The sequence below is a fragment of the Geminocystis sp. NIES-3709 genome, from assembly GCF_001548115.1.
Taxonomy (GTDB): domain Bacteria; phylum Cyanobacteriota; class Cyanobacteriia; order Cyanobacteriales; family Cyanobacteriaceae; genus Geminocystis.
Window position 1 is genome coordinate 2,246,835 of sequence record NZ_AP014821.1, and the last position, 24,489, is coordinate 2,271,323.

16 protein-coding genes, 1 tRNA gene and 4 pseudogenes are annotated in these 24,489 nt (G+C 33.5%); 9 read left to right on the forward strand and 12 right to left on the reverse strand.

Annotated elements, in window-relative coordinates:
• Positions 1-201 precede the first annotated feature (201 nt).
• Both glsA and GM3709_RS09575 read left to right on the forward strand, forming a co-directional pair.
• The gene (gene glsA, locus GM3709_RS09570) at positions 202-1,212 is read left to right on the forward strand and encodes a glutaminase A (protein ID WP_066118657.1); all 1,011 of its coding nucleotides are present in this window, start codon (positions 202-204) and stop codon (positions 1,210-1,212) included.
• 321 nt (positions 1,213-1,533) lie between these two features.
• On the forward strand, positions 1,534-2,532 hold the full coding sequence (locus tag GM3709_RS09575) for an IS630 family transposase (protein WP_066118659.1): 999 nt from the start codon (positions 1,534-1,536) through the stop codon (positions 2,530-2,532).
• Here the strand turns inward: GM3709_RS09575 and GM3709_RS09580 are convergent.
• Positions 2,506-2,973, reverse strand: a pseudogene (locus tag GM3709_RS09580) (IS701 family transposase); the annotation flags it as partial. The gene GM3709_RS09575 and the pseudogene GM3709_RS09580 overlap by 27 nt on opposite strands.
• Before the next feature lie 11 nt (positions 2,974-2,984).
• A pseudogene (locus GM3709_RS19750) lies at positions 2,985-3,831 on the reverse strand (IS630 family transposase).
• A 78-nt stretch (positions 3,832-3,909) separates the two neighbouring features.
• Between GM3709_RS19750 and GM3709_RS20125 the strand changes: the two are divergent.
• Positions 3,910-4,080 (forward strand): annotated as a pseudogene (locus GM3709_RS20125) (ISKra4 family transposase); the annotation flags it as partial.
• Positions 4,081-4,123: 43 nt separating this feature from the next.
• Here GM3709_RS20125 and GM3709_RS21785 read toward each other — a convergent pair.
• The 3 genes and pseudogenes from GM3709_RS21785 to bioD all read right to left on the reverse strand — a co-directional run.
• Positions 4,124-4,557 (reverse strand): annotated as a pseudogene (locus GM3709_RS21785) (transposase); the annotation flags it as partial.
• Between the two features lie 171 nt (positions 4,558-4,728).
• The gene (locus tag GM3709_RS09595; protein ID WP_066118665.1) at positions 4,729-5,346 is read right to left on the reverse strand and encodes a GAF domain-containing protein; all 618 of its coding nucleotides are present in this window, start codon (positions 5,344-5,346) and stop codon (positions 4,729-4,731) included.
• Positions 5,347-5,777: 431 nt separating this feature from the next.
• Positions 5,778-6,452, reverse strand: coding sequence for a dethiobiotin synthase (bioD, locus tag GM3709_RS09600; RefSeq protein WP_066118667.1), 675 nt, complete (start codon positions 6,450-6,452; stop codon positions 5,778-5,780).
• Between the two features lie 159 nt (positions 6,453-6,611).
• Here bioD and GM3709_RS09605 point away from each other — a divergent pair, with 159 nt between their 5' ends.
• A complete protein-coding gene (locus GM3709_RS09605; protein WP_066118669.1) occupies positions 6,612-7,604 on the forward strand; it encodes a ribose-phosphate pyrophosphokinase in 993 nt (330 codons plus the stop codon).
• A gap of 336 nt (positions 7,605-7,940) precedes the next feature.
• On the opposite strand, the gene aroC is transcribed toward GM3709_RS09605, so the two are convergent.
• The 4 genes from aroC to psbN form a co-directional block, all read right to left on the reverse strand.
• Positions 7,941-9,041 carry a chorismate synthase gene (gene aroC, locus GM3709_RS09610; protein ID WP_066118671.1) on the reverse strand — a complete coding sequence of 367 codons (1,101 nt, stop codon included), beginning with the start codon at positions 9,039-9,041 and terminating at the stop codon, positions 7,941-7,943.
• A gap of 72 nt (positions 9,042-9,113) precedes the next feature.
• Positions 9,114-9,701, reverse strand: a complete 588-nt coding sequence (locus GM3709_RS09615; RefSeq protein ID WP_071828031.1) for a hypothetical protein — start codon at positions 9,699-9,701, stop codon at positions 9,114-9,116.
• Between the two features lie 524 nt (positions 9,702-10,225).
• On the reverse strand, positions 10,226-11,056 hold the full coding sequence (locus tag GM3709_RS09620; RefSeq protein WP_066118673.1) for an ABC transporter permease: 831 nt from the start codon (positions 11,054-11,056) through the stop codon (positions 10,226-10,228).
• 134 nt (positions 11,057-11,190) lie between these two features.
• The gene (gene psbN / locus GM3709_RS09625) at positions 11,191-11,322 is read right to left on the reverse strand and encodes a photosystem II reaction center protein PsbN (protein ID WP_066118674.1); all 132 of its coding nucleotides are present in this window, start codon (positions 11,320-11,322) and stop codon (positions 11,191-11,193) included.
• Positions 11,323-11,410: 88 nt separating this feature from the next.
• Here psbN and psbH point away from each other — a divergent pair, with 88 nt between their 5' ends.
• From psbH to GM3709_RS09640, 3 genes are all read left to right on the forward strand, one after another.
• Positions 11,411-11,614 carry a photosystem II reaction center phosphoprotein PsbH gene (psbH, locus tag GM3709_RS09630; protein WP_066118676.1) on the forward strand — a complete coding sequence of 68 codons (204 nt, stop codon included), beginning with the start codon at positions 11,411-11,413 and terminating at the stop codon, positions 11,612-11,614.
• A gap of 262 nt (positions 11,615-11,876) precedes the next feature.
• On the forward strand, positions 11,877-12,137 hold the full coding sequence (locus GM3709_RS09635; RefSeq protein WP_066118678.1) for a TatA/E family twin arginine-targeting protein translocase: 261 nt from the start codon (positions 11,877-11,879) through the stop codon (positions 12,135-12,137).
• Between the two features lie 55 nt (positions 12,138-12,192).
• Positions 12,193-13,173: a GHMP kinase gene (locus GM3709_RS09640; RefSeq protein WP_066118679.1), complete on the forward strand. Its 981-nt coding sequence runs from the start codon at positions 12,193-12,195 to the stop codon at positions 13,171-13,173.
• A gap of 334 nt (positions 13,174-13,507) precedes the next feature.
• On the opposite strand, the gene GM3709_RS09645 is transcribed toward GM3709_RS09640, so the two are convergent.
• On the reverse strand, positions 13,508-14,797 hold the full coding sequence (locus tag GM3709_RS09645) for a glucose-1-phosphate adenylyltransferase (protein ID WP_066118681.1): 1,290 nt from the start codon (positions 14,795-14,797) through the stop codon (positions 13,508-13,510).
• A 426-nt stretch (positions 14,798-15,223) separates the two neighbouring features.
• Between GM3709_RS09645 and GM3709_RS09650 the strand changes: the two genes are divergently transcribed.
• Positions 15,224-15,973, forward strand: a complete 750-nt coding sequence (locus GM3709_RS09650; RefSeq protein WP_066118684.1) for a pirin family protein — start codon at positions 15,224-15,226, stop codon at positions 15,971-15,973.
• A 216-nt stretch (positions 15,974-16,189) separates the two neighbouring features.
• Here the strand turns inward: GM3709_RS09650 and GM3709_RS09655 are convergent.
• Both GM3709_RS09655 and GM3709_RS09660 read right to left on the reverse strand, forming a co-directional pair.
• A tRNA-Ser gene (locus tag GM3709_RS09655) sits at positions 16,190-16,274 on the reverse strand.
• 118 nt (positions 16,275-16,392) lie between these two features.
• Complete coding sequence (locus tag GM3709_RS09660; protein ID WP_066118686.1) at positions 16,393-22,335, reverse strand: filamentous hemagglutinin N-terminal domain-containing protein; 5,943 nt, start codon at positions 22,333-22,335, stop codon at positions 16,393-16,395.
• A 400-nt stretch (positions 22,336-22,735) separates the two neighbouring features.
• Here GM3709_RS09660 and GM3709_RS09665 point away from each other — a divergent pair, with 400 nt between their 5' ends.
• A complete protein-coding gene (locus GM3709_RS09665) occupies positions 22,736-24,427 on the forward strand; it encodes a ShlB/FhaC/HecB family hemolysin secretion/activation protein (RefSeq protein WP_066118688.1) in 1,692 nt (563 codons plus the stop codon).
• Positions 24,428-24,489: the final 62 nt, after the last annotated feature.

Genomic DNA, 24,489 nt, shown 5'->3' on the forward strand with positions numbered 1-24,489 from the left:
TTGAGGATATTTGTCTATTCGTTTGTAAGCTAACAGTTACGATGAGGGTTTTAGTTATTCAAACAATTTTTACTTTAATGTTTTCTGAGTTTGTCGGAGGAATAAGATGATAAAAAGTTATTCTTAATCAATGGGAAAACACTTTGATTTTTTTTTCATTTAAACCATCTTTGATAATATTTAGAGAGGCGGGGGAATATTATGGCTAATTCAGAAAATTTACAGTCTTCGGTTAGTTCGATCGCACCTGTAACATCTCCTTTTTTGAACTATTTGAACGAGCTACATCAAAAATATCAATCTCTCAATGATGGTAAAATTGCGGATTATATTCCCGAATTAGCATTAGCAAAACCAGAATGGTTTGGTATTTGTGTGGCAACGGTGGATGGACAGTTATTTGAGGTGGGCAATTGTGATCAATTGTTTACTGTTCAATCTATTTCTAAAGCCTTTGTCTTTGGCTTGGCGTTGGAAGATCACGGACGAGAGTATGTCAACTGTAAAGTTAGTGTCGAACCTACCGGAGAGGCTTTTAATTCGATCGTTTTAGATGAAATAACCAATCGCCCTTATAATCCTATGGTTAATGCAGGTGCGATCGCTACTGCGGATTTAATCAAAGGCAAAAATAGTACTGAACGATTAAAACGACTACTTGAAATGTTTAAGGGCTACACAGGTAGAGATCATGACATTAATGTTCCAGTCTTTTTATCAGAAAAAGGAACAGGCTTTCGGAATAAAGCGATGGCATATCTAATGCTAAATTTTGGAATGGTTAGCGAAAAAATTGATGAAACCTTAGATCTTTATTTTCAACAATGTTCTATTATGGTCAATGCTAGAGATTTAGCTATGTTATCAGCAACTTTAGCAAATGGTGGTATTAATCCTATCACAAAACAAAGAGCGATCGCTGAAGAATATGTGCGAGACGTGATCAGTGTTATGCTCACTTGCGGTATGTATGATGCTTCTGGTGAATGGGCGTATCGAGTCGGTTTACCAGCTAAAAGTGGGGTCGGAGGTGGCATTACTGCTGTAGCACTGAGAAAATTAGGAGTGGGAACTTTTTCACCATTGCTAGATAAAAAAGGTAATAGTACTAGGGGGGTTAAGGTTTGTGAGGATTTGTCGAGAGATTTCGGTTTACATTTATTTAATGTTGTTAAGCCAACTCATAATCTTGAAGAATGGATCTTACGTTAAATCAATTAATTATTTAAGTTATTTCTTGTAAATAAAAAATTAACAGTTTAAATATTGTTTTATACAAGTTTTGACAATCTTTTTTATAATTCCCAAGACAATTTTGTTATAGTTCTAACGGTACTTAGACAAAAATTATGCCAAAATAAACCCTAAACTTGCTTTAAGTAAGTGGGCAGAATTAATTGTATAATTATAACATTAAAATAAATTTAATAAAATCAAAAAGTAATATACAAAAGTTTTATTTATATTTAAAAATAATTAATGTAGCTTAAAATCTGCTAAAAATATGAAAAATAAGTAAATCAAGGATAAAAAATGCGATTTGTTACCAGATTAGCTCCAGAAACACAACAGTTATTAAAGACTATTGAACAAAAAAGTAAATACTATCAAGTTAGACATCGAGCAAAATCGATTTTGTTAAGTTATCAAGGTTATAAAATTACTCAAATAATGTTAATATTAAATATTAGTAGAAATACAATTTATAATTGGCTTAATAATTGGGAAAAAAATGGTTTAAATGGATTATATAGCTTGAAGGGAAGAGGAAGAAAATCAACTTTAAATGAGCAACAAGAATTAAAAGTAAAAGAATGGATAAAATCTCATCCAAAAACCTTAAAGATAGTTCAAGAAAAAATAGAAAATGAGTGGGAGATAAAAATAAGCAAAGATACGATAAAAAGATTAGCAAAAAAAAAGGGCATGGGGTGGTATCGGTTCAAGAAAAAGGTAAAAGGGGAAGTATGCCCTGAATTATACCAACAAAAAAAGAGACAATTAGAGCAACTAAAAAGAGCAGAAAATGAAGGAAAAATAGATATATATTATGGTGATGAAAGTGGATTTAGTTTAGTACCTTGTTTACCTTATGGATGGCAAGAAAAAGGGAGAAAAATAGAAAGAGAAAGTAGCCTAAGTAAAAGATTAAATGTGTTAGGATTTATGAAAAAAAATAATGAGTTAGAAAGCTATGTATTTGAGTCATCAATCAATAGTGATGTCGTGATAGCTTGTATAGATAACTTGAGTAAAAAAATAAAGAAGGAAACAGTATTAGTAATGGATAATGCCTCGATTCACCAAAATAAAAAATTCTGGAATAAAGAAGAAGAATGGGAAAAAAAAGGATTAAAAATATTCTTTCTACCACCCTATTCACCACAATTAAACAAAATAGAAATACTGTGGAGATTTATGAAATATAAATGGTTAGAGAACTCCTGTTATAAAAGTTATTTAGATTTAGTAAAAGGAGTAGAAAATATTCTTATAAACTTTGGTTCAAAATATACAATTAATTTTGCCTAGGTACTTATATAAGCTAAACACTTCCACATTATCTTTTAACCATTGAAAGAAACGAAAAGACACTGCTGTCCGAAACGCTTCCAATGCCTCTGCAAAAGTATTTAAGGGTTTATTTCCCCATTGCCTTCTCAATCCCCCTGTCAAACGATGCCATTGAATAAAAGTATAGGCGCAAAATACCAATATAAAATGTCTCATTAAACTTCTTTTATTTCTGACTTGGTATTCTGATAAACCTAACCATCCCTTAATTTCACGGTAAAATACTTCTATCCAATTTCTTTGTGTATAAGTTTCTACTATCCAATTTCCATTGACTTTTTCCCCTGTTTCATTGGTCATTAAATAATCAATATCTGTGGACTTTTCAAAACTGGGAGCATTCATGACGATAGCTACGGTTTTTATTCCTGATAAGGCTGATATAGTCATTAAAAATAAGAATGAGACACTTAACTGTCACAATAACTGCGGATTATTTCATCTAAACTAATATCTTCTTTACTATACATTCTTGCCCTTTTTAATGCACTAAAATCATGTTCAATATCATTAAAGTCAGGAGAATAAGTTGGCAAAAATATCACTTGATGCCCTGCATTTTCTACTAACTCTTTTATTTTATTTTTTCTATGAATTGGTGCATTATCCATGATCAGTATTGAAAATTCTTTCAGGGATGGTAATAAATATTTTACAAGCCACACTTCAAAACTTTCTGCATTTAAACTTCCCCTGAAAATCATTGGTGCAATAAAGTCTCTTTCTTTTTTTCTTCTTCCTGCTACTAAACTTTCTCTTTTTCCTCGTTTTCCTTGCTTATTTCCATAAATTTTTTTCCCTTTTTTTGACCATCCATAAATACAACTACTTTTTTCTTCAAACCCAGATTCGTCAATAAATACAAGACTTTTGATGCCATGTTTTTTTACTAATTCTCTTATTGTTATTAAGTATTTTATTCTCTCTGTACTATTTCTCTCTCTATAGCGTAACTGTTTTTTTTCTAGTAATCTTCATTCTTTTAAAAGCATAAGATATAGCGGGAACTGTTACTCCAAACTTGTTTGCTCTCTCAATTAATTTATCATCGGGATTTTCTATCACATCACGGTATAATGCTGACCAATTTAATTTGCGATGTCGATATTTCACGATAGTTGGTTTTAAATTTTCTCTGGTTAACCAGCGATATATTGAAGCTCTTGATACCCCGAAAATTCTACTTGCTTTAGTTACACTACCTTTATTCTCTACATAGTCAATAACCTTTTCTCTCAATTCTAAATTATGATACATTATAGTATTAGTAAAATCTGAATATTTGTTGATTTTAATTCTATCACTAACTGTCTCAGTGTTATTTTAAATAACTATAACTACGGTTATTATCAGGAAGAACAAATTTGTTCTATTGGTTCAGGAGCGGTAGAATCAACGGTAAAGCAAATAGATAGGCGACTCAAAATTTCAGGTGCACAATGGAACAAAGAAAACATCGCTCAAGTACTCAAACATAGATGTGCATATCTCAATAATTGTCTTTAAGCAGTCAATAGTACTTTTGTTTCGCATAACTGACTTGCTCCCTTCTTTGATGTCTTAAAGGTAATGTCCAACTACCTTGAGGATCTAGGCAACCATGCAAGAGTGCTATATCCTTGTCCTATTACCGATGAATTGAGGGATGAATGAGAATATTGATAAGTTCTGTCTTTCATGCTGGGACTATCAGGGCATTCCCACGGAGTATGATCTATGCCAAATAAAAAATATTCTAAAGTTGGGATTTCTTGAATATATCTTTTCATCAATTTGTTGGGATTGGGACGACAATCTTCCATGGCTTCATAAGTACGAGCATCGTTGACGATCAAAAAAAGGAGATAAAGAAAATTCTGCCAGACTACGGGCATTTTCAGTAGTCATAATACTATCTATTAATTGAAAAGCGGCATCTTTACTTTGGACTAATATTTGATGAGTATCAAGATGAAATTGTTGAAGTCTGTTATATTTGTTCATAGAGAGAAAATTGAATTTGTGATTATTTTTATTTTCTCTCTATTTTCTTTAAAGTCTTTTCTTTGGCGATTTCCTTCTCATTTAGTCTAAAGTACAGTTATAATTTAGTCTATCAGAGTCTTTCTTTTTAGTATTCATGTACCTATTGAAAGGGCTGCTCTAACTCCTATTTTATTTACTGTTAATAGATAAATACATTCGGGCATAATCTAAGGCGATGGAAATAGAAGGAGAATACATCATCATAAAATCTGCCATCTCTTCCGTGAAATGTTTTGGCTTAGGATGAGTTAAAGTCAAAATCCCTAATAATAAGCTACCTCGTAAAAACGGAAGACATAAAGCTGAACCTACTTTATATGGTTGACGAGAAAAATGGAACCAACGATCATCCTCATCGGTGTTTTTAACTAAAGCCATACGACGATAACGGGCAACCCATCCGGCTAAACCTTTTTCCAAAGTTTCCCCTATTAAATAATCTTTTTCTTCCCTGACTGTTGGACCACGAGCTAAAATACTTTCCGTAATAACTCCCTTATCATCTAACATAAATAAACTCGCATCTTTTGCTCGTACTAATTCCCTACTAAGTTCAGTAATTTCAAGAATAACAGAACGTAACATTAGTTTTCCTGTGGCTACATTACCCATCATAAGAATTGAGCGAAATAGTTTTTCTTGAGCTTCCATTGCGATCTTATATTTACTTAAATCAGCAATTTGACTTTTTAGAGATAATACTTCTATTTTTTTTGCTTCTGGTGATTGTTCGGAGGAAAAACTCATATTTGTATTAAAAATAAAGTGTTTTGTGAAGATACTATAGCAATTTTATGAGATTTATACAGTAACGGTTAAAATTAGAAAATAAAGTAAAAGAGTAATTTTCTATAGTGAGAAAATAGAAGCAATAGAAAGCAAAAGTTTTTGTTATTTATGCTAGCAAATTTTCTTAGCGGTACTTTGAAAAATTTTGGTGCAAAAATAGCTTCAAATACAGTCAGAGTAACGGATTTAGGTAAAAGCCATAAAAACGGCTGAAACTCTTGGTATAAAAGGAAAAGTTATCGTGCGCTCTGCGTGCCTTTGGCATCGATGTAAAATCTTTGATTTATAACGATTTGAGACTCATAGTTTAATATTTTTAGTTTAAGTACCGTTAGGTTAAATACTTATCAAAGTATTTAATTTATTGGAGTTTGACTTTAATCAAGACTTTATGAAACTTTATTGTCAATTACTATAGCTATATTCTGAGCTATAACTTCAGCTAAATTCGACAAACTATCAATACTTTTTAAATAAGGAAAATATCCTAATACAGGAACTTGGGTTAGAGATTCAATTAATTCTTTTGGTGTCCAATGCTTAATTTCATTTTCTGTACAAGGATTAACACAGTTAAAAATAATACCGTTCAGTTTAATTTTATGATGTCTAGCTAAAGCAACATTAGCTACGGTATGGGCGATCGATCCCAACTTTACAGGAACTACTAGGATAGTATCCAAACGCCAACTACCAGCCAAATCGGCGATCGTCAGTTCATGGGTAATCGGTGATCCTAATCCCCCTAAAGCCTCCACAAAAACTAAATCAGATGACTTTTGTAGCTTAAGCAAATTTTGCCAAATAATAGCCAGATCGATCGATTTATTTTCTAAATCTGCCGCAATAGGAGGAGCAACAGGAGTATTAAAATGCAAAGGAATAATTACATCATCAAAAAATCGTTGATAAAATTTTTCATCTCCTTCTATTCCTGTTTGTAACAACTTCATTAAAGCAGTTTTTACGGAGGGAAAATATATTTGATAATAAGCTCTCAAAGCCGTAGTAATCATCGTTTTTCCTGCATCCGTATCTGTTCCAGCAATTAATAAAGTTTTCATAAAAAAAATAAATACTACAAAAAAAATTAAATAAATTAAAATAAACCAAAAGTCAACTTATATTGTAGAGTATAATATTAAAGTAAAATATCCTATGCAATAAAAGGGTAAAAATATCAGTAAATTAGTACTTAATATCAAGGGGTTGAAGAATTTGCCGTGAGTCATTCCGCCACTTTAACACTCAGTCCGATGTTACAACAAGTATCGGACACTAATCGTTTAAGATTATTTTCAGGGTCCGCAAATATCGGTTTAGCCACTGAAGTCGCTCGTTATCTAGGTATGGATTTAGGTCCTATGATTCGCAAAAGATTTGCTGACGGTGAACTATACGTCCAAATCCAAGAATCTATTAGAGGTTGTGATGTTTATTTAATTCAACCCTGTTGCAATCCCGTCAATGACAATCTAATGGAACTCCTGATCATGATCGATGCCTGTCGTCGAGCCTCAGCACGGCAAATCACCGCCGTGATACCTTATTACTCCTATGCTAGAGCCGATCGAAAAACAGCGGGGAGAGAGTCCATTTCCGCCAAATTAGTTGCTAATTTGATCACCAAAGCTGGTGCGCATCGAGTTTTAGCTATGGACTTGCATTCTGCTCAAATTCAAGGCTATTTTGACATTCCATTAGATCACGTTTATGGCTCACCCGTAATTCTTGACTATCTCCAACATAAAAACATTGAAGACTTAGTGGTAGTTTCTCCTGATGTGGGCGGAGTTGCTAGAGCGAGAGCCTTTGCTAAGAAGTTAAATGATGCTCCTCTTGCTATCATTGACAAACGTCGTCAAGCTCATAATGTTGCAGAAGTAATGAATGTAATTGGTGACGTCAAAGGCAAAAATGCCGTTTTAGTCGATGACATGATTGATACAGCAGGAACTTTATTAGAAGGTGCAAGACTTTTGAAAAAAGAAGGTGCCAACAAAATTTATGCTTGTGCTACTCATGCAGTTTTTTCAGGTCCTGCCGTGTCTCGTCTTTCCAGTGATGTTTTTGAAGAAGTAATAGTTACTAATACTATTCCTATTCCTCTTGATAATTATTTTCCTCAATTAAAAGTATTATCAGTAGCAAACTTACTTGGAGAAACCATCTGGAGAATTCATGAGGATAGTTCAGTAAGTATTATGTTTCGTTAAAGCTCTTTTTGACTAAACATTTCCCCTTTTAAGTCTATAGCAATCCTATCGGAGTCGTGAGAAATAATTATGTTTAATTAGCATTCAGCAATTACCAATTAGTAATTAGTTATCAGCTATTGTGAAGTTAAATGTCTGCCCAACATTAGTTAGTAATTGATTACTTATTCTTTAATGGGAAAAAGGCTAACAGCGAATAGCTAATCCCTTTAATTAAAAGTATCTAAAATTCTCACAAATGATTTAGGAATGCTATTATATTAGGGGGAATTGAGTAAATAATCGTCTAAACTCAATTTTTATTACTTTCCCTCTCTTTACCGATAATTTTATGGTTTACCCTTGGTTAACTAACAACTCACATTGAGCATGATGTCTTAAAAGGTGATCACATAAAACAAGGGCAATCATCGATTCTACCATTGGTACGGCTCTAGGCAATACGCAGGGATCATGTCTTCCCTTGGCCGCCAAGGTGGTTTCTTCTCCTTCCTTACTAACGGTATTTTGCTCCTTTCCGATCGTCGCTGTGGGCTTAAAAGCGGCTCTTAGAACAATATTTTCGCCGTTACTGATGCCTCCTTGAATGCCGCCTGATCGATTGGTTTTAGTACGAGTGTTTCCTTGTTCATCGACATAAAATTCGTCATTGTGCTGACTACCCGTAAGAGTTGTACCATGAAAACCTGAACCGATTTCAAAGCCTTTCGTAGCTGGTAATGACATAATTGCCTTGGCTAAATCTGCTTCTAGTTTGTCAAAAACAGGCTCACCTAATCCTTTCGGCACGTTTCTAACAACACACTCTACCACACCACCAAGAGAGTCTTTTTCTTTACGAATTTCATCGATTAAATCGATCATTTTTTGAGCACATTGTTCGTCAGGACATCTAACAATATTACTTTCTACTTGTTCGAGGGTAACAGTATCTTGATTCACCACTGCTTCTAAGTCTTTAATACGCTTCACATAGGCAATAATTTCTACTCCAGCCATTTGATGAAGGAGTTTTTTGGCGATCGCACCTGCGGCTACTCTACCGATGGTTTCCCTTGCAGAAGAACGTCCGCCACCTTGCCAGTTACGAATGCCATACTTAGCGTCATAGGTAGCATCAGCATGGGAAGGGCGATATTTTACTGCCATTTCATCATAATCTTTCGATCGAGCGTCTTTATTACGTACTAAAATAGCGATAGGAGTACCTAACGTTTTACCTTCAAATACTCCCGATATGATTTCACATAAATCTGACTCATTGCGAGGAGTGGTAATTTTGCTTTGCCCCGGTTTACGACGATTTAACTCAACTTGGATTTCTTCCTCTGAGATTTCGATGAGGGGAGGACATCCATCGATAACCACACCAACTCCTCCTCCATGGGATTCTCCGAAGGTAGATATTCTAAATAATGTTCCGAAATTGCTACTCATTCAATATACATAATTAATAATTAGATTATTTTATCCCTTATTTCCGTCAAAAATTTTTAACACGGAGCAAAATTATAAGCAATGTTCAATGAATTCAACTTCAGGAAGTTTTCCTGAACGCATGGTTGTCACTCGATCGTTAATTACTTCAAAAACAACACGATAGTTTTGATCAGCCTTATCTTTAGGTATAAAAGTATAGTAATAGCCTCCTTTAGCAACGTAATGATGAGGAGTTACTTGAATTTGTTGAGGATATAGTGATTTAATTTTACTACCTCGATCGCCGATTCTTACACCACTAATAGTGGATATTTGAGAATTATTCACGTCAATTCTGGCGATACGTCCTTCTATGACCATAAAACTAACATTTTTAGGTGCATTTTGTGGTTGAAAATATAAGCAATAAGGTTCTCCTCCACTCTTAGTTTGTACTAACTTAGTATTAGCTGTCTTATTTGCCTCTGCAACTGTCATTCCCACTCTAATTTTTCCTATCCCATTGATACTTAACTTTGATCTGTCCGTCAAACCTTGTTCTTGTGTTAATGGTTCGATCGCACTTACAGAAGTAACTATGTTTACTTTTTCAAAAAAACCATAACTTATTATTGTAAATATAGTTAATACATTAGTGATTATAGATAATTTTTTCATTTTTTCCCCAGAATATTGACATAAATTGGTTATTTATTCCCTTTATCTTGCGAGATGACGGCTTTCGCTTCCTTTAACCTCCTTTATCCTCTATGTCTTCATTTGATATTACTATCTCCTTACTCAGATGACTGAAAGTATATAGGTCTTACCCTGTTTCAGATCTTTGAGTTACAATGATTTTAGAAGAACGCTATACTCCGAAGGAATTTGGTCATTTAATATGCAATGTAAATAGTTACATATCATTCTTATATACATATTATAAATGTATATACTTTTCCTTAACGAAATAATTGATTAAATTTAATAAAGAAAAGTTGAAGTATATTAGAGATATGAAAATTCATGGATGTTCAGTAGATTGTAAGCATTTTCATTTCAGCATATCCTTTTATTCTTAATACTTCTACCCTTTCAAGTATTTTCAGAATTATCAGGACAAGATAAAAAATTAAATTAATATGGCTATGGCTAAAAATTTTTTTTTTCTAAGTTTTTATTTACTAATTTTAGTAAATATTTTATATTACATCCGCAAATGTTCTTTCCATTTTACGGAAAAACTGAATTCCAGAAACTAAAAGAAACACAACTAAAAATAAGGAGACAAAAAAACCAACTAAGTGTAATTGATATTCTCCTCCTAAAATTGCCCATCGAAAACCGTCAATAACACCTACCATAGGATTTAAAGAATAAAGCAAGCGCCATTTTTCAGGAACAATATTACTGGTAAATCCCACAGGGGAAACATAAAGGCCAAATTGAACGATAAAAGGAACAACGTAACGAAAATCTCTATATTGAACATTAAGGGCAGAAAGCCATAAACCAGCACCCATAGAAACAGCAAAAGCAATTAAAATAAATATAGGTAAAGTAAGAATTCGCCAAGTAGGAACAAAATTGTACCATGCCATTAATCCAATTAAAATCATGCCTGAGATCATGAAATCGACAAAACTTACAACCACAGCACTAGTTGGCACAATAAGACGAGGAAAATAAACCTTAGAAATTAGATTAGAGTTACTAATGAGACTATTACTAGATTCAGATAAGGAATTAGCAAAAAACTGCCAAGGAAGCATTCCTGCAAAAACGAGAATAGGATAAGGTACTCCTTCAGAAGGAAGTTGAGCTAATTTACCAAAGATTATTGAAAATACTACCATTGTCAAAAAGGGTCGAATTAATGCCCATGCAATACCGATCGCAGTTTGTTTATAACGAACTAAAATATCACGCCATGCTAGAAAATAAAATAATTCTCGATATTTCCATATATCTTTCCAGTATTGTTTTTCTGTTTTCCCAGATTCGATAATAATTTCATTTAAAACTTCTACCATAACTTTTACTTAAAAGAATAGTTCTTTGAATATACTCATTAACTTATCACAGATGAATGACAACATCTTAATTGTTTAGGTAGAATCAAGTTCTCCGAAGATTTGAAAAAATTAATTGTTAATTGTTAATTGCATTAATCTTCGTGATCTTCAAAAGGATCGCTTAATTCTGCGGAAGGAGGGCCAAAAGCCATATAAATAGAATAGCCTGTGACGGCAACCAATACCGCAGCAATACTAAATCCGACGATCGTCGCAGTTTCCATAAGAGCTATTTGTTTTTTTAATAAGAGTCTTCTTACTCTATAATATTACGACAGATAAGAAAAATAATTGAAATATCTAAGGTTAAATATGTCACAACGTACTCGTTTAGGCGACATTCTGAAGCCTCTTAACTCAGAATACGGAAAAGTTGCTCCCGGATGGGGTACAACCCCTTTAATGGGTGTTTTTATGGTTCTATTTTTGGTGTTTTTATTGATCATTTTACAAATTTATAACTCCTCTCTCTTACTTGAGGGCGTAAATGTTGACTGGAGAAGTCTTGGTCAATAAAGTTATGATGGTTTATTGTTGATGGTTAATTTAAACCATAGATAGTTTTAAACATTTGGTGTTGCTGAATTGAGATATGATTTACAAATGAACATGACACTAGGAGACTGGGAGATTTGTTTCTTAAATAGTTATTTCATAATATGTAAATTAGATGCGTTTTCTCTTAAACTAATGTCAATTCTCCATTGTTAAGTATCATAATTCATAGCTTAATTAAGCATCGCCTAAAATTTTATACACACTTTAAAACATAACTATAATGAACGTTTTTGGCATCGGACTCCCTGAAATGATTGTGATTTTTGTGGTCGCTCTACTTATTTTTGGACCTAAAAAATTACCCGAAATTGGTAGAAGTTTAGGTAAAACCATCAAAGGTTTTCAAGAGGCTTCTAAAGAGTTTCAAGAGGAGTTTAAAAAAGAAGCTCAACAAGTAGAAGAAGCAGTTTCCATGAATGCTAAATTAGAGCCTAGTAACGAAACTGAAAAAAATGAGTCTGCAAAGGTAATCGATAATTAAGATTTGTAGATACTACAGGATGTTCTAGTAACACTATTCTCAATTGATAAAAAATATGTTAATTTCCCGCGCCCCTGTTAGAATTAGCTTTTTTGGTGGTGGCACAGATTATCCTGAATATTTTTTGCATCATGGAGGGGCTGTTTTAGCTACGGCGATCGATAAATTTTGTTATCTTACAGCTAGTCCCTTTCCTAGTCATCTGTTTGACTATACCATTCGTTTGTCCTATCGTCAGGTAGAATTAGTTAAAAATCTCACGGAAATTCAACACAATGTTTATCGAGAATGCTTGAAATTTTGTGATTTAGATCGTGATATTGAATTACATAATGTTGCTGATTTACCTGCTTTTACGGGATTAGGTTCTTCTTCGACTTTTACGGTTGCACTACTTCACGCACTCCATAGTTTCAAAGGAGAATTTGTGCGTCCGTTAGATTTGGCTTATGAAGCTATTTATGTTGAAAGAAAATTACTACACGATCGAGTTGGCTGTCAAGATCAACTAATGGCGGCGGTGGGAGGATTTAACTTAGTTGAATTTCGTACAGAAACCGATATAGTTGTCCATAAAGTGCCGATTTCTCCCCAACGATTAGCGGAATTTGAGGAACATTTATTTGTCGTCTTTACGGGCATAAAAAGACGAGCTTCAGAAGTGGTTGCCCATCAATTAGATAAAGTTACCGATAACACTGACACTTTAAAAGATATGCGGACAATGGTGGATGAAGGCTGGAATATTTTAACGGGTAATCAATCTTTCTCAGCTTTTGGTAAGTTATTACATCAAGCATGGATGGCAAAACGTAGTTTATCTCAAGTGATTTCCAATCCAGAGATCGATCGATTATACCAACAAGGCATTAATGCAGGGGCATGGGGTGGTAAGTTATTAGGGGCTGGTGCGGGAGGTTTTATTCTCTTTTTTGCACCCCCTGAAACTCATAATCAACTACGATCAATTTTTGGTGAACAACAGGTGCTACAAGTAAAAATTAATGCTTCCGGCTCAGAAATTATTTTTTCTTAGATAAATAAATCAAATCAGATTTTGCCATAAACAAATTACTATAACAACTTAAGTGACTAAATATTTTTTCTAAGATGTTTTTATTACGATCAAAAAAAATTATGAGATTTTTTGAGAAAACTATCAACTATAGCATTCCTAAATTATTTGTGAGAATTTTAGATACTTTTAATTAAAGGGATTAGCTGTTAGCTGTTAGCCTTTTTTTCATTAAAGAATAAGTAATCAATTACTAACTAATGTTGGGCAGAAATTTAACTTCACAATAGCTGATAACTAATTGCTAATTAAACAGAATTATTTCTCACGATTCATCTAGGATTGCTATATTAACTTAAATTACTGTATTGTCTAAAATGACGGCATTTTTAATTACGACAACAATACCACTACGAATTAAGAATCCTTCATCTTCTCGATTAGCTTCTTCAACTCTGTCTTTATTGGTAATGATGACATTTTTGCCAATACGAGCATTTTTATCCACGATCGCTCTTCTGATGGTAGAACCAGCACCAATACCTACTGGTACGCTTCCTTGCTCCGATTTACTGCGTCTGATACTCGATGACTCGTAAAAATCTGCTCCCATTAATAAACTATCTTCTATAATACAATCAGATTCAATGCGAGTTCTTACTCCTAAAACACAGTGATTGATACGGCATTCTTTGATAATGCAACCTTCGCCAATAATAGATTGAGTTACATTAGAATTTAACAATTTTGTGGGAGGCAAATAACGAGAACGAGTGTAAATAGGAGCTTTTTCATCATAAAAGCTAAAATCTGGCTGTGGTTGTTTGGTTAAGGATAAATTTGCTTCATAAAATGCCTCGATCGTACCAATGTCCTCCCAATACCCTTTAAATAAATAGGCTTGTACACGATAATCTTTAGCGGCGGCAGGAATTATTTCTTTACCAAAATCCGTTTGACGAGGGTTATCTTTTAAGAGTTTTTCTAAAACTCCTTTTTTAAAAACATAAATACCCATAGAAGCAATATAAGGATTTTCTTTAGCTTGATCGGGATTTAAGCCTAAAATAGAAGTATCCACTGCCATTTTTTTCAACTCATCACCTTCAGGTTTTTCGCTGAAATCGACGATTCTGCCAGTATCATCTATTTTCATTAAACCAAAAGCAGAAGCTCTTTTTTCGTCAATAGGGACAACAGATAAAGTAATATCAGCGTTAGTTTTGCGGTGATGTTCAACAAATTTAGCATAATCCATGCGATACAGATGATCTCCCGAAAGAATAATATATTCATCAATATCCCATTCTTCAAATAACCATACATATTGCCTTACAGCATCTGCCGTGCCCTGAAACCACTCTGGATTTTCCTTTGTTTGTTGTGCAGCCAATACTTCTACAAAACCTTCACTAAATCCTGAAAAATTATAAGCACGACTGATATGACGATTCAGTGAAGCAGAATTGAACTGAGTTAATACATAAATTTTTAATATTTCAGAATTGATACAGTTACTAATAGGAATATCAATTAAACGATATTTCCCAGCTAAGGGTACGGCTGGTTTCGCCCGTAATTTTGTTAAGGGGTATAATCTTGTACCAGCTCCACCGCCTAAAATAATTCCGAGGACTTTTTTCATAAATTTATTCTGTCAAATTGCTTTTATTACAAAGTTTATTGGTTAATGGTCAATCACACAATGAAGAATTAATAATTAACCTCAGTGAACTATAAAATTTATTGGTAATGATAAGGTATAAGGTGTTAAGTGTTAGTTATTAGGTAAAAAATTGAGAACAAATCCGTAATAATTGATTTGATTCAGATTAATTTAGCTAATTATTAATCACAGTCATGGGAAAATTAACCTACAACCTACAATCTAAAACCTAAAACCTACCTATATCAAAGATTCTTGCATCGAACTGAGGTTAATTAATAATTGATATTTGCTAACAAAGGTAATTACCGTATATTAAAAGTCGTTAAAACCTTAAACCCATCTCACAAAGGTATTGTTATAGTTAAAAATATAAATAGATAGTCAACTCACGAGGCAAAGAATATGATTACCATTCGCCCATCAGCAGAAAGAGGAAGTGCTAATTTTGGTTGGTTAGATACGAAACATACTTTTTCTTTCGGTAGTTATTATGACCCCAAATATACGGGTTTTGGCAATTTATTAGTTATTAATGAAGATATTATCTCTCCGGGGCAAGGTTTTGGGACTCATGGGCATCAAGATATGGAAATCGTCACTTATGTAATAGCAGGGGAGTTAGCACATAAAGATAGTATCGGTAATGAGGAAACGATTCCTGAAGGAGAAGTGCAAAGAATGACAGCCGGTACTGGTATTAGACATAGTGAATATAATCATTCTAATCAAGATCTTGTCCATTTATTACAAATTTGGATTTTACCTGATACAAAAAATCTAACTCCTAGTTATGAGCAAAAATCTTTTTCTAGGGACGAAAAACAAGGAAAATTGTGTTTATTAGTTTCTGGTGATGGTAGAGAAAATTCTATTAAGATTCATCAAAATGTTGATTTATTTGCTTCGATTCTGAATGTGGGAGAAAGTGTTACTCATTCTTTCGATAATGATGATTATGGTTGGATTCAAGTTATTAAAGGAGAAATTTCGATCGTCGAAAGTACGAGTACGCCTGATAAGAAGTTGCTCAGTGCGATCGAGAATACCTCATTAAGTGCCGGAGATGGAGCTAGTATTCAACAGGAAAAAGAGATAAAAATAATATCTTCTCAACCTGATACAGAATTTCTCTGGTTTCATTTTAAATCTTAAATCTTTTGGATAGCAAAGTTGAGGAGATTTTTACCATCTAAAAATTTTCCTTGAAAATTGAGAACAAATCCCACCTTCTTCTAAAAATTGAATGAGATTAATTTGTGATCACGTCATTTAATTTGTTAAGACGACACTAATCTGTTACCGATGACAAATATTTTGTTACTGTACTACTGTACATACAAACAATTATGGAATAACGGGTGTAGAGAACGGAGAGGGTGGGATTTGAACCCACGGACTATTTCTAGTCACTCGATTTCAAGTCGAGCGCGATCGACCACTCTGCCACCTCTCCTAGCTATGAGTATTAAATATCATAACAAAAAATCGACGAAAAATCCATTTTTTTCTTACTTCAAAATCAATGATCTTGTTTATAGTTGAACACTTTTGTCGAAGTCTCGTAAATTAACTTAATTGTTGTTACAAGCAAAAGAAACAAATGGCTTTAAACTTATATTAGGAAAAGACAAATTAACATTACTGGAATTATCTTCTTCCTCTAAATTTAGCCAAGGTGTAAGAATAATATTTTGATAGTTAAAATCGCTCGGTTGTGCTGGAAGTCCTCCTTTTCCGATAATATAAAATGAACCTGATAACTTGTTATCGATTAATTTACAAGGATTTTGATTAATTAATCCCTCAATATCCACAAAGTTTGAATCTAAACTTATTAAACCAGAGGTAGGATCAATATTTGGGTTACGGATAATGACTTCTCCATCAACTCCCAATTGTGACGAAGCACTGATAATTAAAAATTCTCCTCCCAATATAACATTTGTCGTGATGTCAATGTTGCCTCCCTTTCCTTCAAAAGCATTAGCAGTAATCCCATTCAAAGGATTAGAAGGATAGGAAATAATCAAAGGAGAATTGATCATAATGTTGCCGCCATCCCCTTCCCCTCCTCCTTGAGATGTTCCTGCTGTAGCTGTTATATTACTACCATTGCGTAAAGTCAATAAATCTTGAATCTTAAGGCTTAAATTACCTCCATCACTACTTAAAGTTTGAGTGGTTATATCGGCATTATCAAGATTAAGACTGTTGACATTGATGCTTATATCTCCACCTTTACCATTACCTAAACTATTGACGGCGATCGAACCTTGTTTGCTAAGATTGATAAAAGGAGAATTAATAATAATATTTCCACCATCCCCATTAGAGTTAGCCTGTGTATTAGCAAATAAACCACTACCAGAGATAAAGAGATTTTCTGCAACATTGAGAGTTATGTTACCTGCTTTAAAATTACTTTCGGTTTCAGTATTGATGCGACTATCGTTAGTAAGAGTGATATTATCGGCATTAACTAAAATACTATCAGCATTTCCTTGTCCTAAAGTACTTGCCCTTAACTGGGATTGATTATCAAGATTAAGAGTTTGAGTATTAATCGCAATTCTTCCACCTAATCCGATACCTGTTTTTTCTACCGCAGTGGCTATTTGACTACCGTTATTGAGATGAATAGTATCATCAATAAATAGTTGCACAAAACCACCTTCTCCAATTCCTGCGGTACTAGCATTAATTTGACTTTGATCGTCTAAAATTAAACTAGGAGCATTTATGATTATATTACCTCCTTTGCCGACACCACCCTCATCTAAGGCACTGGTTATTTCTGAATGATTAGTTAGTATTAAAGGAGTTTCCGTAGTAATATTAATAATTCCACCATTGCCACTACCTTTTGTTGAGGCATTAATGCTTCCAAAATCTTTCAAGATAAGTAGGGGAGTTTGAATAACAATACCATCACTATTTCCCTCAGCAAAAGGAAAAATACTACTATCGATATTACCAATATTTAGTCCCTTCGATCGACCACTTAGAATAATACTTTCTGTTGCTTTAATCTTTATTTGTCCAGCATCGCCAGTTCCATCTGTACTACTGGCGATCGTTCCACCATCACTGATAATAAAATTGTGTGTGTTAATAATAATTCCACCACTACGGTAAATTTTACTTTTTTTTCCTTCAATGGGGCTAGAGATATTAGAAGGGAGAGTTATTCTTTTACCATCTACTTCAAAAATTTTTTCTCCCGTTAATAGTATGGTATCTGCTGTGACTTTAATTGCACCGGCATTTCCTTCCCCCAAAGTGTTAGCAGAAATATTACCTCCATTTTTCACAGTCAAAGTAGGGGTATTTATCTCAATGCCTTGACTATCACCTATGACAAATTCTCCTACAAGGCTATCGATAGAATTGGCAATATTCTTATTATTGCCACCATCGAGAAAAATTTCTTGAGAAGCATTAATTTTGACTAATCCTGTATTCCCTTGGGTGATGGTGTTAATATCTTCGCCAAAAGTACTAGCGGTAATTCTTCCTCCATTGATAATATTAAGGAAAGTCGTATCAATATCAATGCCTTGACTATCACCTTTTGCACCACTTTCTAAGGTACTAAAAATACCACTTTGAAACTCAGAATTAGAAACATTCTCTCCTTCGATGGTTATTCCGTCATCGGCTTTGATAATTATTTTTCCTGCATCACCATTGCCAAAACTGCTACTGCTAATTGTGCCCAAATTTTGAATGGTTAATTTACCTGTTTCAATTTCAATACCTCGACTATCCCCGATCGAGTTAGATAGAATAAAACTATCAATGATACTGGGAGAGTTGTCTTCATTTTTACCTCGTAGAGTCAAACTATTATCGGCTTTTATTTTAATTAACCCCGTATTGCCAATGGTGGGATTTTCTGGATTATTCCCTATCACACTGGTACTAATTCTACTGCCATTCAAAACATTGAGGGAAGGAGTATTAATATTAATACCCTCACTATTTCCTTTTGCTCCATTTTCCACAGTACTAACAATAGCAGTGATGAGTTGATTGTTACTGGTATTTGCACCATCAAGGGTAATATCTTTTTGGGCGTTAATCAATATTTTTCCTGCATTTCCTTCTCCTGAAGTGCTAGTAATAATGTTAGCACCATCTTTAAGACTAAGGTTACTGGTATTTATCTCTACTCCTTTACTGTTGCCGACCGAGCCAAAACCAATTACACTGTCAATTATGCTGGGTGCTGTTGTTTGAGAATTTTGTCCTTGTAGAGAAATATTACTGGTAGTATTAATTTTGATTAAACCTGCATTTCCCCGAGTCAACATTTGACGATTATCAGTAATAACACTAGAGCCAATTCTACCACCATTAATTAATCTCAAATTATTAGCATTAATCTCCACACCTTGACTATTACCTTTTCCCCCTGTCTCCATCGTACTTAAAATACTACTGCGAAAAGCATTACTATCTTTGGTATCTCCATTAATAATAAGGTTGTCGTTAACATTGATTTTGATTAAACCTGCATCTCCTTTTCCATTACTACTGGTTATGATAGAACCACTATGACGTAGAATGAGATTATTCGTATCGATCGATATACCTTGACTATCCCCTATCACATTGCCATTGATAGTACTATCGATAAAGCTAGTAAAACCGCTTTTATTTTGCCCTTCAATAATCACTTTCTCAAGGGCATTGATTTTTACTAATCCTGCATTGCCTTCTGTTAAAACATTTAGATTATCTCCACTAACACTTGTACTAATTCTTCCGCCATTGAGAAGATGAAGGGTTTTTGTGGTAATTTCAATACCTTCACTATTACCTTTGCCACCATTTTCCACAGTACTGGCAATGTTACTAAAATAAACATCAGTGTTAGGATTAGTACCATCAAGATTAATACTATTATGAGCAAGTATATTAATTTTTCCTGCGTTACCAAACCCTCCACTACCTGCATTAATTTGACTGCTATTGGCAAGACTGAGGTTTTCCGTTTCGATGTTAATACCTCCACTGTTTGCCCTAGCGTTATTAACTACGATGTTAGCGATAAGACTACCATTATCTAAATTAATGTCTCCCCTTGCCAAAACATCAATTTTTCCAGTGGTGCCTTCTCCTGAAGCAACTTTGTTGCTAATATTACCATTAGGAGATTTCAGTTGATTGATTTCGAGGATTTCCTCAATACCCACGGCAGTTAGAATACCGCTATTATTGTTCAAATTTAGATTATCAGTATTAATGGTTATGCCTTGATTATTACCTTGAGCATCAATGCCAATAATATTACTGATTAGGCTAAATTGATCCAGTGTAAGGTTATTACTATCAATATTAATGGATTCGATCGAGCCTTCTCCTCGTAAAGTGGTATTAATGCGAGAATTATTTGTCAATGATATTGAATCCGCTATTAGATTAATACCCCCAACATTTCCTTTACCCTGCACAGATAAAATTTGCTCGATCGTGCTATTGTTAAGATTAATATGCTCGATCGCTTTGAGATTAATATTGTCTAAACTTGAAGAAATATAGGAATTATTGGCGTTAATACCCCCTAGAATTGAACTGTTGTCAAGATTAATCTGATTACCCACTAAATTCACTCTACCGCCTCGATTTCCCTGGACATTAATTCTCCCTTGATTAACTAGAGAAATATTTCCCAAACTAACGCCAGTCGGAAAAGTAACTGTTTTATTTGGATTAATTATTATAGTTGAGGCTTCTTTTACTCCCCCCAAAATAATATTGCTGTCAGAGGAATTGATACTAATACCATCAACAACCACATTCCCACCGATAAACCCTAGAGTTTTTCCCGCATTAACTCCTAAATTACCATTCTCCACTAAACCACCATTTAATTTGATAACATAGCTTCCCGACTCTAGTCCAAAATTTGTCCATGCCGTCACAGGAGAATTACCCCCCAAGCCGATAGGATTTTCGTCAATCAAAAAGCCTTCAGGAATGATAACATCTGGAGAAATCTCCGTCGTCTCATTACCAAAAATATTACCCTGACTATTTTTAGGACTATTGAAACTGCTAGTGATGCTAAGATAATAATTTCCAGACTCATTAACTTGATAACGAGGTAAAGTTGATTGTCTATTATCCTGATTAATGTCATCATTAGCGATAATACCCTTTCCTTGACTATCAAATAAAAATAAACGAGTATCAAAATTTGTCGTGCCTTCTGTTGTGACATCAAAATTTGAACCTTCCGTCAAAAAGACTTGATAAGTATCAGTATCGCTTTCTTGGTTTAATGTGCCTTCAATAGTCAAAGGCGGAGGAGTTTCATTATTATTGACTGATTGAGAATTATCAGGTAAATCTCCAACTTCTGCATTTTCTGTGACTACATCATTTTGATTATCTAAGGCTTCATTTTTGAGAATAATATCCGCAGGATTGTTGTTGAATCTGAAACCTAAAGGCACATCCAACAAAACATTAGGAGGAGTATTGGGATTTTTAGTACTATATTCAAAATTGTCAAAGACGATGGCTTCTGCTGTGGAGACAAAAAATGAGCCATTTAAGTCTAATCTGGCATTTTGATTAAAAAATAAACCATTAGGATTAATTAAATATAAATCTGCATTCCCTTCAACTCCCAAAATTCCTCTAATTTCGGACAGATTTTTTCCTGTCACCCTTGCTAAAATATTTTGTACTCCCACAGGATTGGCAAAATATACTCCTTTGCCTCTTTCAATGTTAAATTCTTCAAAACTATGAAATAAGTTAATATCTCTTTTTGCTCCTCCTACCACTCGATCATTTTTTGTGTCTATAGTCTCTATTTGCGTGTTTTCTGAGCCTAAACTATTATCTGCTTTTAATCTTTCATTTTTTAAAGCTAAGATACTATTAAGCTGATTTTCTGGCGTTTTATCAATAACTTCTTGAGCAATTAAGAGAAGATTTTTTCCATCTTTAACAACTAAATTGGCTCGATTTTCAATTTTATTTTGAGCATTAGTAAAAATAACTTCAGGGGCAATATCTAATAAAGTGCTACCTTGAATATTTGTTGCACTAAATAAGCCATTTTTTCCTAACTTAATATCTCCAGTAGTGCCAATAAATGAACCATTTAAGTCTAAACTGGCATTGTTGCCAAAGATAAAACCATTGGGATTGAGTAAGAATAAGTTAGCATTGCCATTGACTCCCAATACTCCTAGAATCTGAGAAATATTATCACCAGTAACTCTGGTTAAAATATTATTAACTCCTTGAGGATTTGTAAAATAAACTCTTTGCCCATTATTAACGTTGAATTCAAGGAAACTGTGAAAAAGATTTTTTCCTCGTAATGCACCACCTTCGATTAGTTGTTTTAGGGAGTTTAATTGTCTTACGGTAGAATTTTCATTACCTAAAGTGTTATCTGGAATAAGTTGTGCTAAAACATCATTGTTAAGAAAACTTAAGGAATAACAAAATAGAAGTGAAGGAAAGAAAATTTTGAGCAAGTTATTTTTCATAAAACTTTTTTATTGCTAATTTATCATCTTAAAAACCTTTGCCTCTTTGGAGAAGTTATAAAAAATCATCGCTATTCTACTTTGAGTATGATAAATTATGTTTTAAAAAAGATGTTAGGTATTAGGTGAAATTAAAACTGTTAATTTATAACAATTGCATTTTTTAAATTCTATAACTCTTATCTCAAGAGAGTTTTAAGTATTATTTATTCATAATTTATCATAACTACTGTCGAACAATCTCAATAATTTTACACTGCTAATTAAAAAATGCTCTATGTTGTTTTTTTTTTAAATTATTGCAATGTTACTCAACTCCTGATTTTTTTATTTTGATTTATTCCCTAGACTCTAATTGTAACTCCTAGAGATTGTATTAAACTTAATTAAAATATCAACTATGCAAAAATTAACTTTTTTTTTCATTTTAATTAGTCTCTTAAGTTATAGTAAAATCGTTGTGGCACAAGCTATACCGAGACTCAACCCGCCTCCTCTCAATCCACCGTCAGATATTCAACTTTTACCTCCCCTTGAGGAAATTTTACCCATACTTCCCTCGGAAAATACAATAACTTCTCCTCTAGAAAATATTGAAGGGAAAATCATCGTTAAGGAGTTTAAAGTTATTGGTAATACTGTTTTTAGTGAGGAAAAATTGAGGGAAATTTTAGATCCTTATATTAATACATCGATCGAGTTTCGTCAACTGGTGGAGGCACAGGAAAAAATTACTCAATTATATATAGATAATGGTTATATTACTTCCGGGGCGTTTATTCCACAACAAACAATTTCCCAAGAAAATACTATCGTTACTATTCAAGTTATTGAGGGCAAAGTAGAATCAATCGAAATCAATGGTTTGCGTCGTTTGCAAAAAGATTATGTCCGTAGTCGATTGATGATTGGGACACAATCTCCCTTAAATAAACAGAATTTACTACAATCTTTACAATTATTACAGATTAATCCTTTACTTTCGCAAATTTCTGCCGAATTGATTGAAGGTACTACTGTTGGTAATAATATTCTGCGAGTTAATGTTATGGAAGCTAATGCTTTTTTTGCGAAGACAAGTTATGACAATTATCGTAACCCTAGTGTTGGCACTAATCGCATTTTAGGAGAGATAACTCATAATAATCTAATTGGATGGGGCGATCGATTTAATGTTACCTATTCTCATACTGACGGAAGCGATAGTTTAGATGATCTTAGTTATACTTTACCCGTAAATGCCTACAATGGTAAGGTAAGTTTTGCCTTTAGAAGTAGCGAATCGAAAGTTATCTATCCCGAAATTTTTGAGCCTTTTGACTTAGAATCTAACTATGAAAAATATGAGTTAACCTATCGTCAACCTCTCTACGAAACCGCTAACCAAGAATTTGCTTTAGGCATCACCACCGACTGGCAAAATATTAATAACTACTTATTAGGTGAGTCTTTTCCTTTATCTCGTGGTGCTGACAGTGACGGTAAAACAAGAATTTTTGCTATTCGTTTTTTTCAAGAGTATAACAGGCGTAGTTTAACTGATGTATTTTTAATTCGATCGCAGTTTAACCTTGGTATTTCAGCTTTTGGTTCAACTAACAATAATGACAAAATACCTGATGGTAATTTTTTCGCATGGAGGGGACAAAGTCAATATCTCAAATTGTTAACTCCTGATATTATGTGGTTAGTTAGGGGAGATTTACAATTAGCTAATAAAAGTTTACTACCAGTAGAACAATTTAGTCTAGGGGGAGTTTATACCGTTAGAGGTTACTCCCAAGATGCTTTGCTTGCCGATAATGGTTTTTTTGCTTCCTCTGAATTGCGTGGTAACATTTTACAAATTCCCCATTGGAAAACGACTCTACAAATATCACCTTTTTTCGATTTTGGTACAGTATGGAATAATGATGATATTTCTTTACAAAAAAATAGTCTTGCTAGTGTTGGCTTAGGTTTAAAGCTATTAGTTAGTGATGTCTTTTCTGCCAGAATTGACTATGGTATTCCTCTTATCAATTTAGAAGAAGATAACAATACTCTACAAGGAGACGGTGTTTATTTTTCTTTTGAATTGATACCCTTTTAATCATTAGAAATAAGATGTTATCTTTTTTTACCATTACTCATTATTTATAATAATAAAATTAA

What these genes read in the sequence shown, in the direction of transcription:
- GM3709_RS09660 (WP_066118686.1), bottom strand. Translation starts at nt 22,335, where the DNA reads ATGAAAAATAACTTGCTCAAAATTTTCTTTCCTTCACTTCTATTTTGT.
- psbH (WP_066118676.1), top strand. Translation starts at nt 11,411, where the DNA reads ATGTCACAACGTACTCGTTTAGGCGACATTCTGAAGCCTCTTAACTCA.
- GM3709_RS09650 (WP_066118684.1), top strand. Translation starts at nt 15,224, where the DNA reads ATGATTACCATTCGCCCATCAGCAGAAAGAGGAAGTGCTAATTTTGGT.
- GM3709_RS09665 (WP_066118688.1), top strand. Translation starts at nt 22,736, where the DNA reads ATGCAAAAATTAACTTTTTTTTTCATTTTAATTAGTCTCTTAAGTTAT.
- psbN (WP_066118674.1), bottom strand. Translation starts at nt 11,322, where the DNA reads ATGGAAACTGCGACGATCGTCGGATTTAGTATTGCTGCGGTATTGGTT.
- GM3709_RS09615 (WP_071828031.1), bottom strand. Translation starts at nt 9,701, where the DNA reads ATGAAAAAATTATCTATAATCACTAATGTATTAACTATATTTACAATA.
- GM3709_RS09575 (WP_066118659.1), top strand. Translation starts at nt 1,534, where the DNA reads ATGCGATTTGTTACCAGATTAGCTCCAGAAACACAACAGTTATTAAAG.
- GM3709_RS09645 (WP_066118681.1), bottom strand. Translation starts at nt 14,797, where the DNA reads ATGAAAAAAGTCCTCGGAATTATTTTAGGCGGTGGAGCTGGTACAAGA.
- GM3709_RS09620 (WP_066118673.1), bottom strand. Translation starts at nt 11,056, where the DNA reads ATGGTAGAAGTTTTAAATGAAATTATTATCGAATCTGGGAAAACAGAA.
- GM3709_RS09635 (WP_066118678.1), top strand. Translation starts at nt 11,877, where the DNA reads ATGAACGTTTTTGGCATCGGACTCCCTGAAATGATTGTGATTTTTGTG.
- glsA (WP_066118657.1), top strand. Translation starts at nt 202, where the DNA reads ATGGCTAATTCAGAAAATTTACAGTCTTCGGTTAGTTCGATCGCACCT.
- GM3709_RS09595 (WP_066118665.1), bottom strand. Translation starts at nt 5,346, where the DNA reads ATGAGTTTTTCCTCCGAACAATCACCAGAAGCAAAAAAAATAGAAGTA.
- GM3709_RS09640 (WP_066118679.1), top strand. Translation starts at nt 12,193, where the DNA reads ATGTTAATTTCCCGCGCCCCTGTTAGAATTAGCTTTTTTGGTGGTGGC.
- bioD (WP_066118667.1), bottom strand. Translation starts at nt 6,452, where the DNA reads ATGAAAACTTTATTAATTGCTGGAACAGATACGGATGCAGGAAAAACG.
- aroC (WP_066118671.1), bottom strand. Translation starts at nt 9,041, where the DNA reads ATGAGTAGCAATTTCGGAACATTATTTAGAATATCTACCTTCGGAGAA.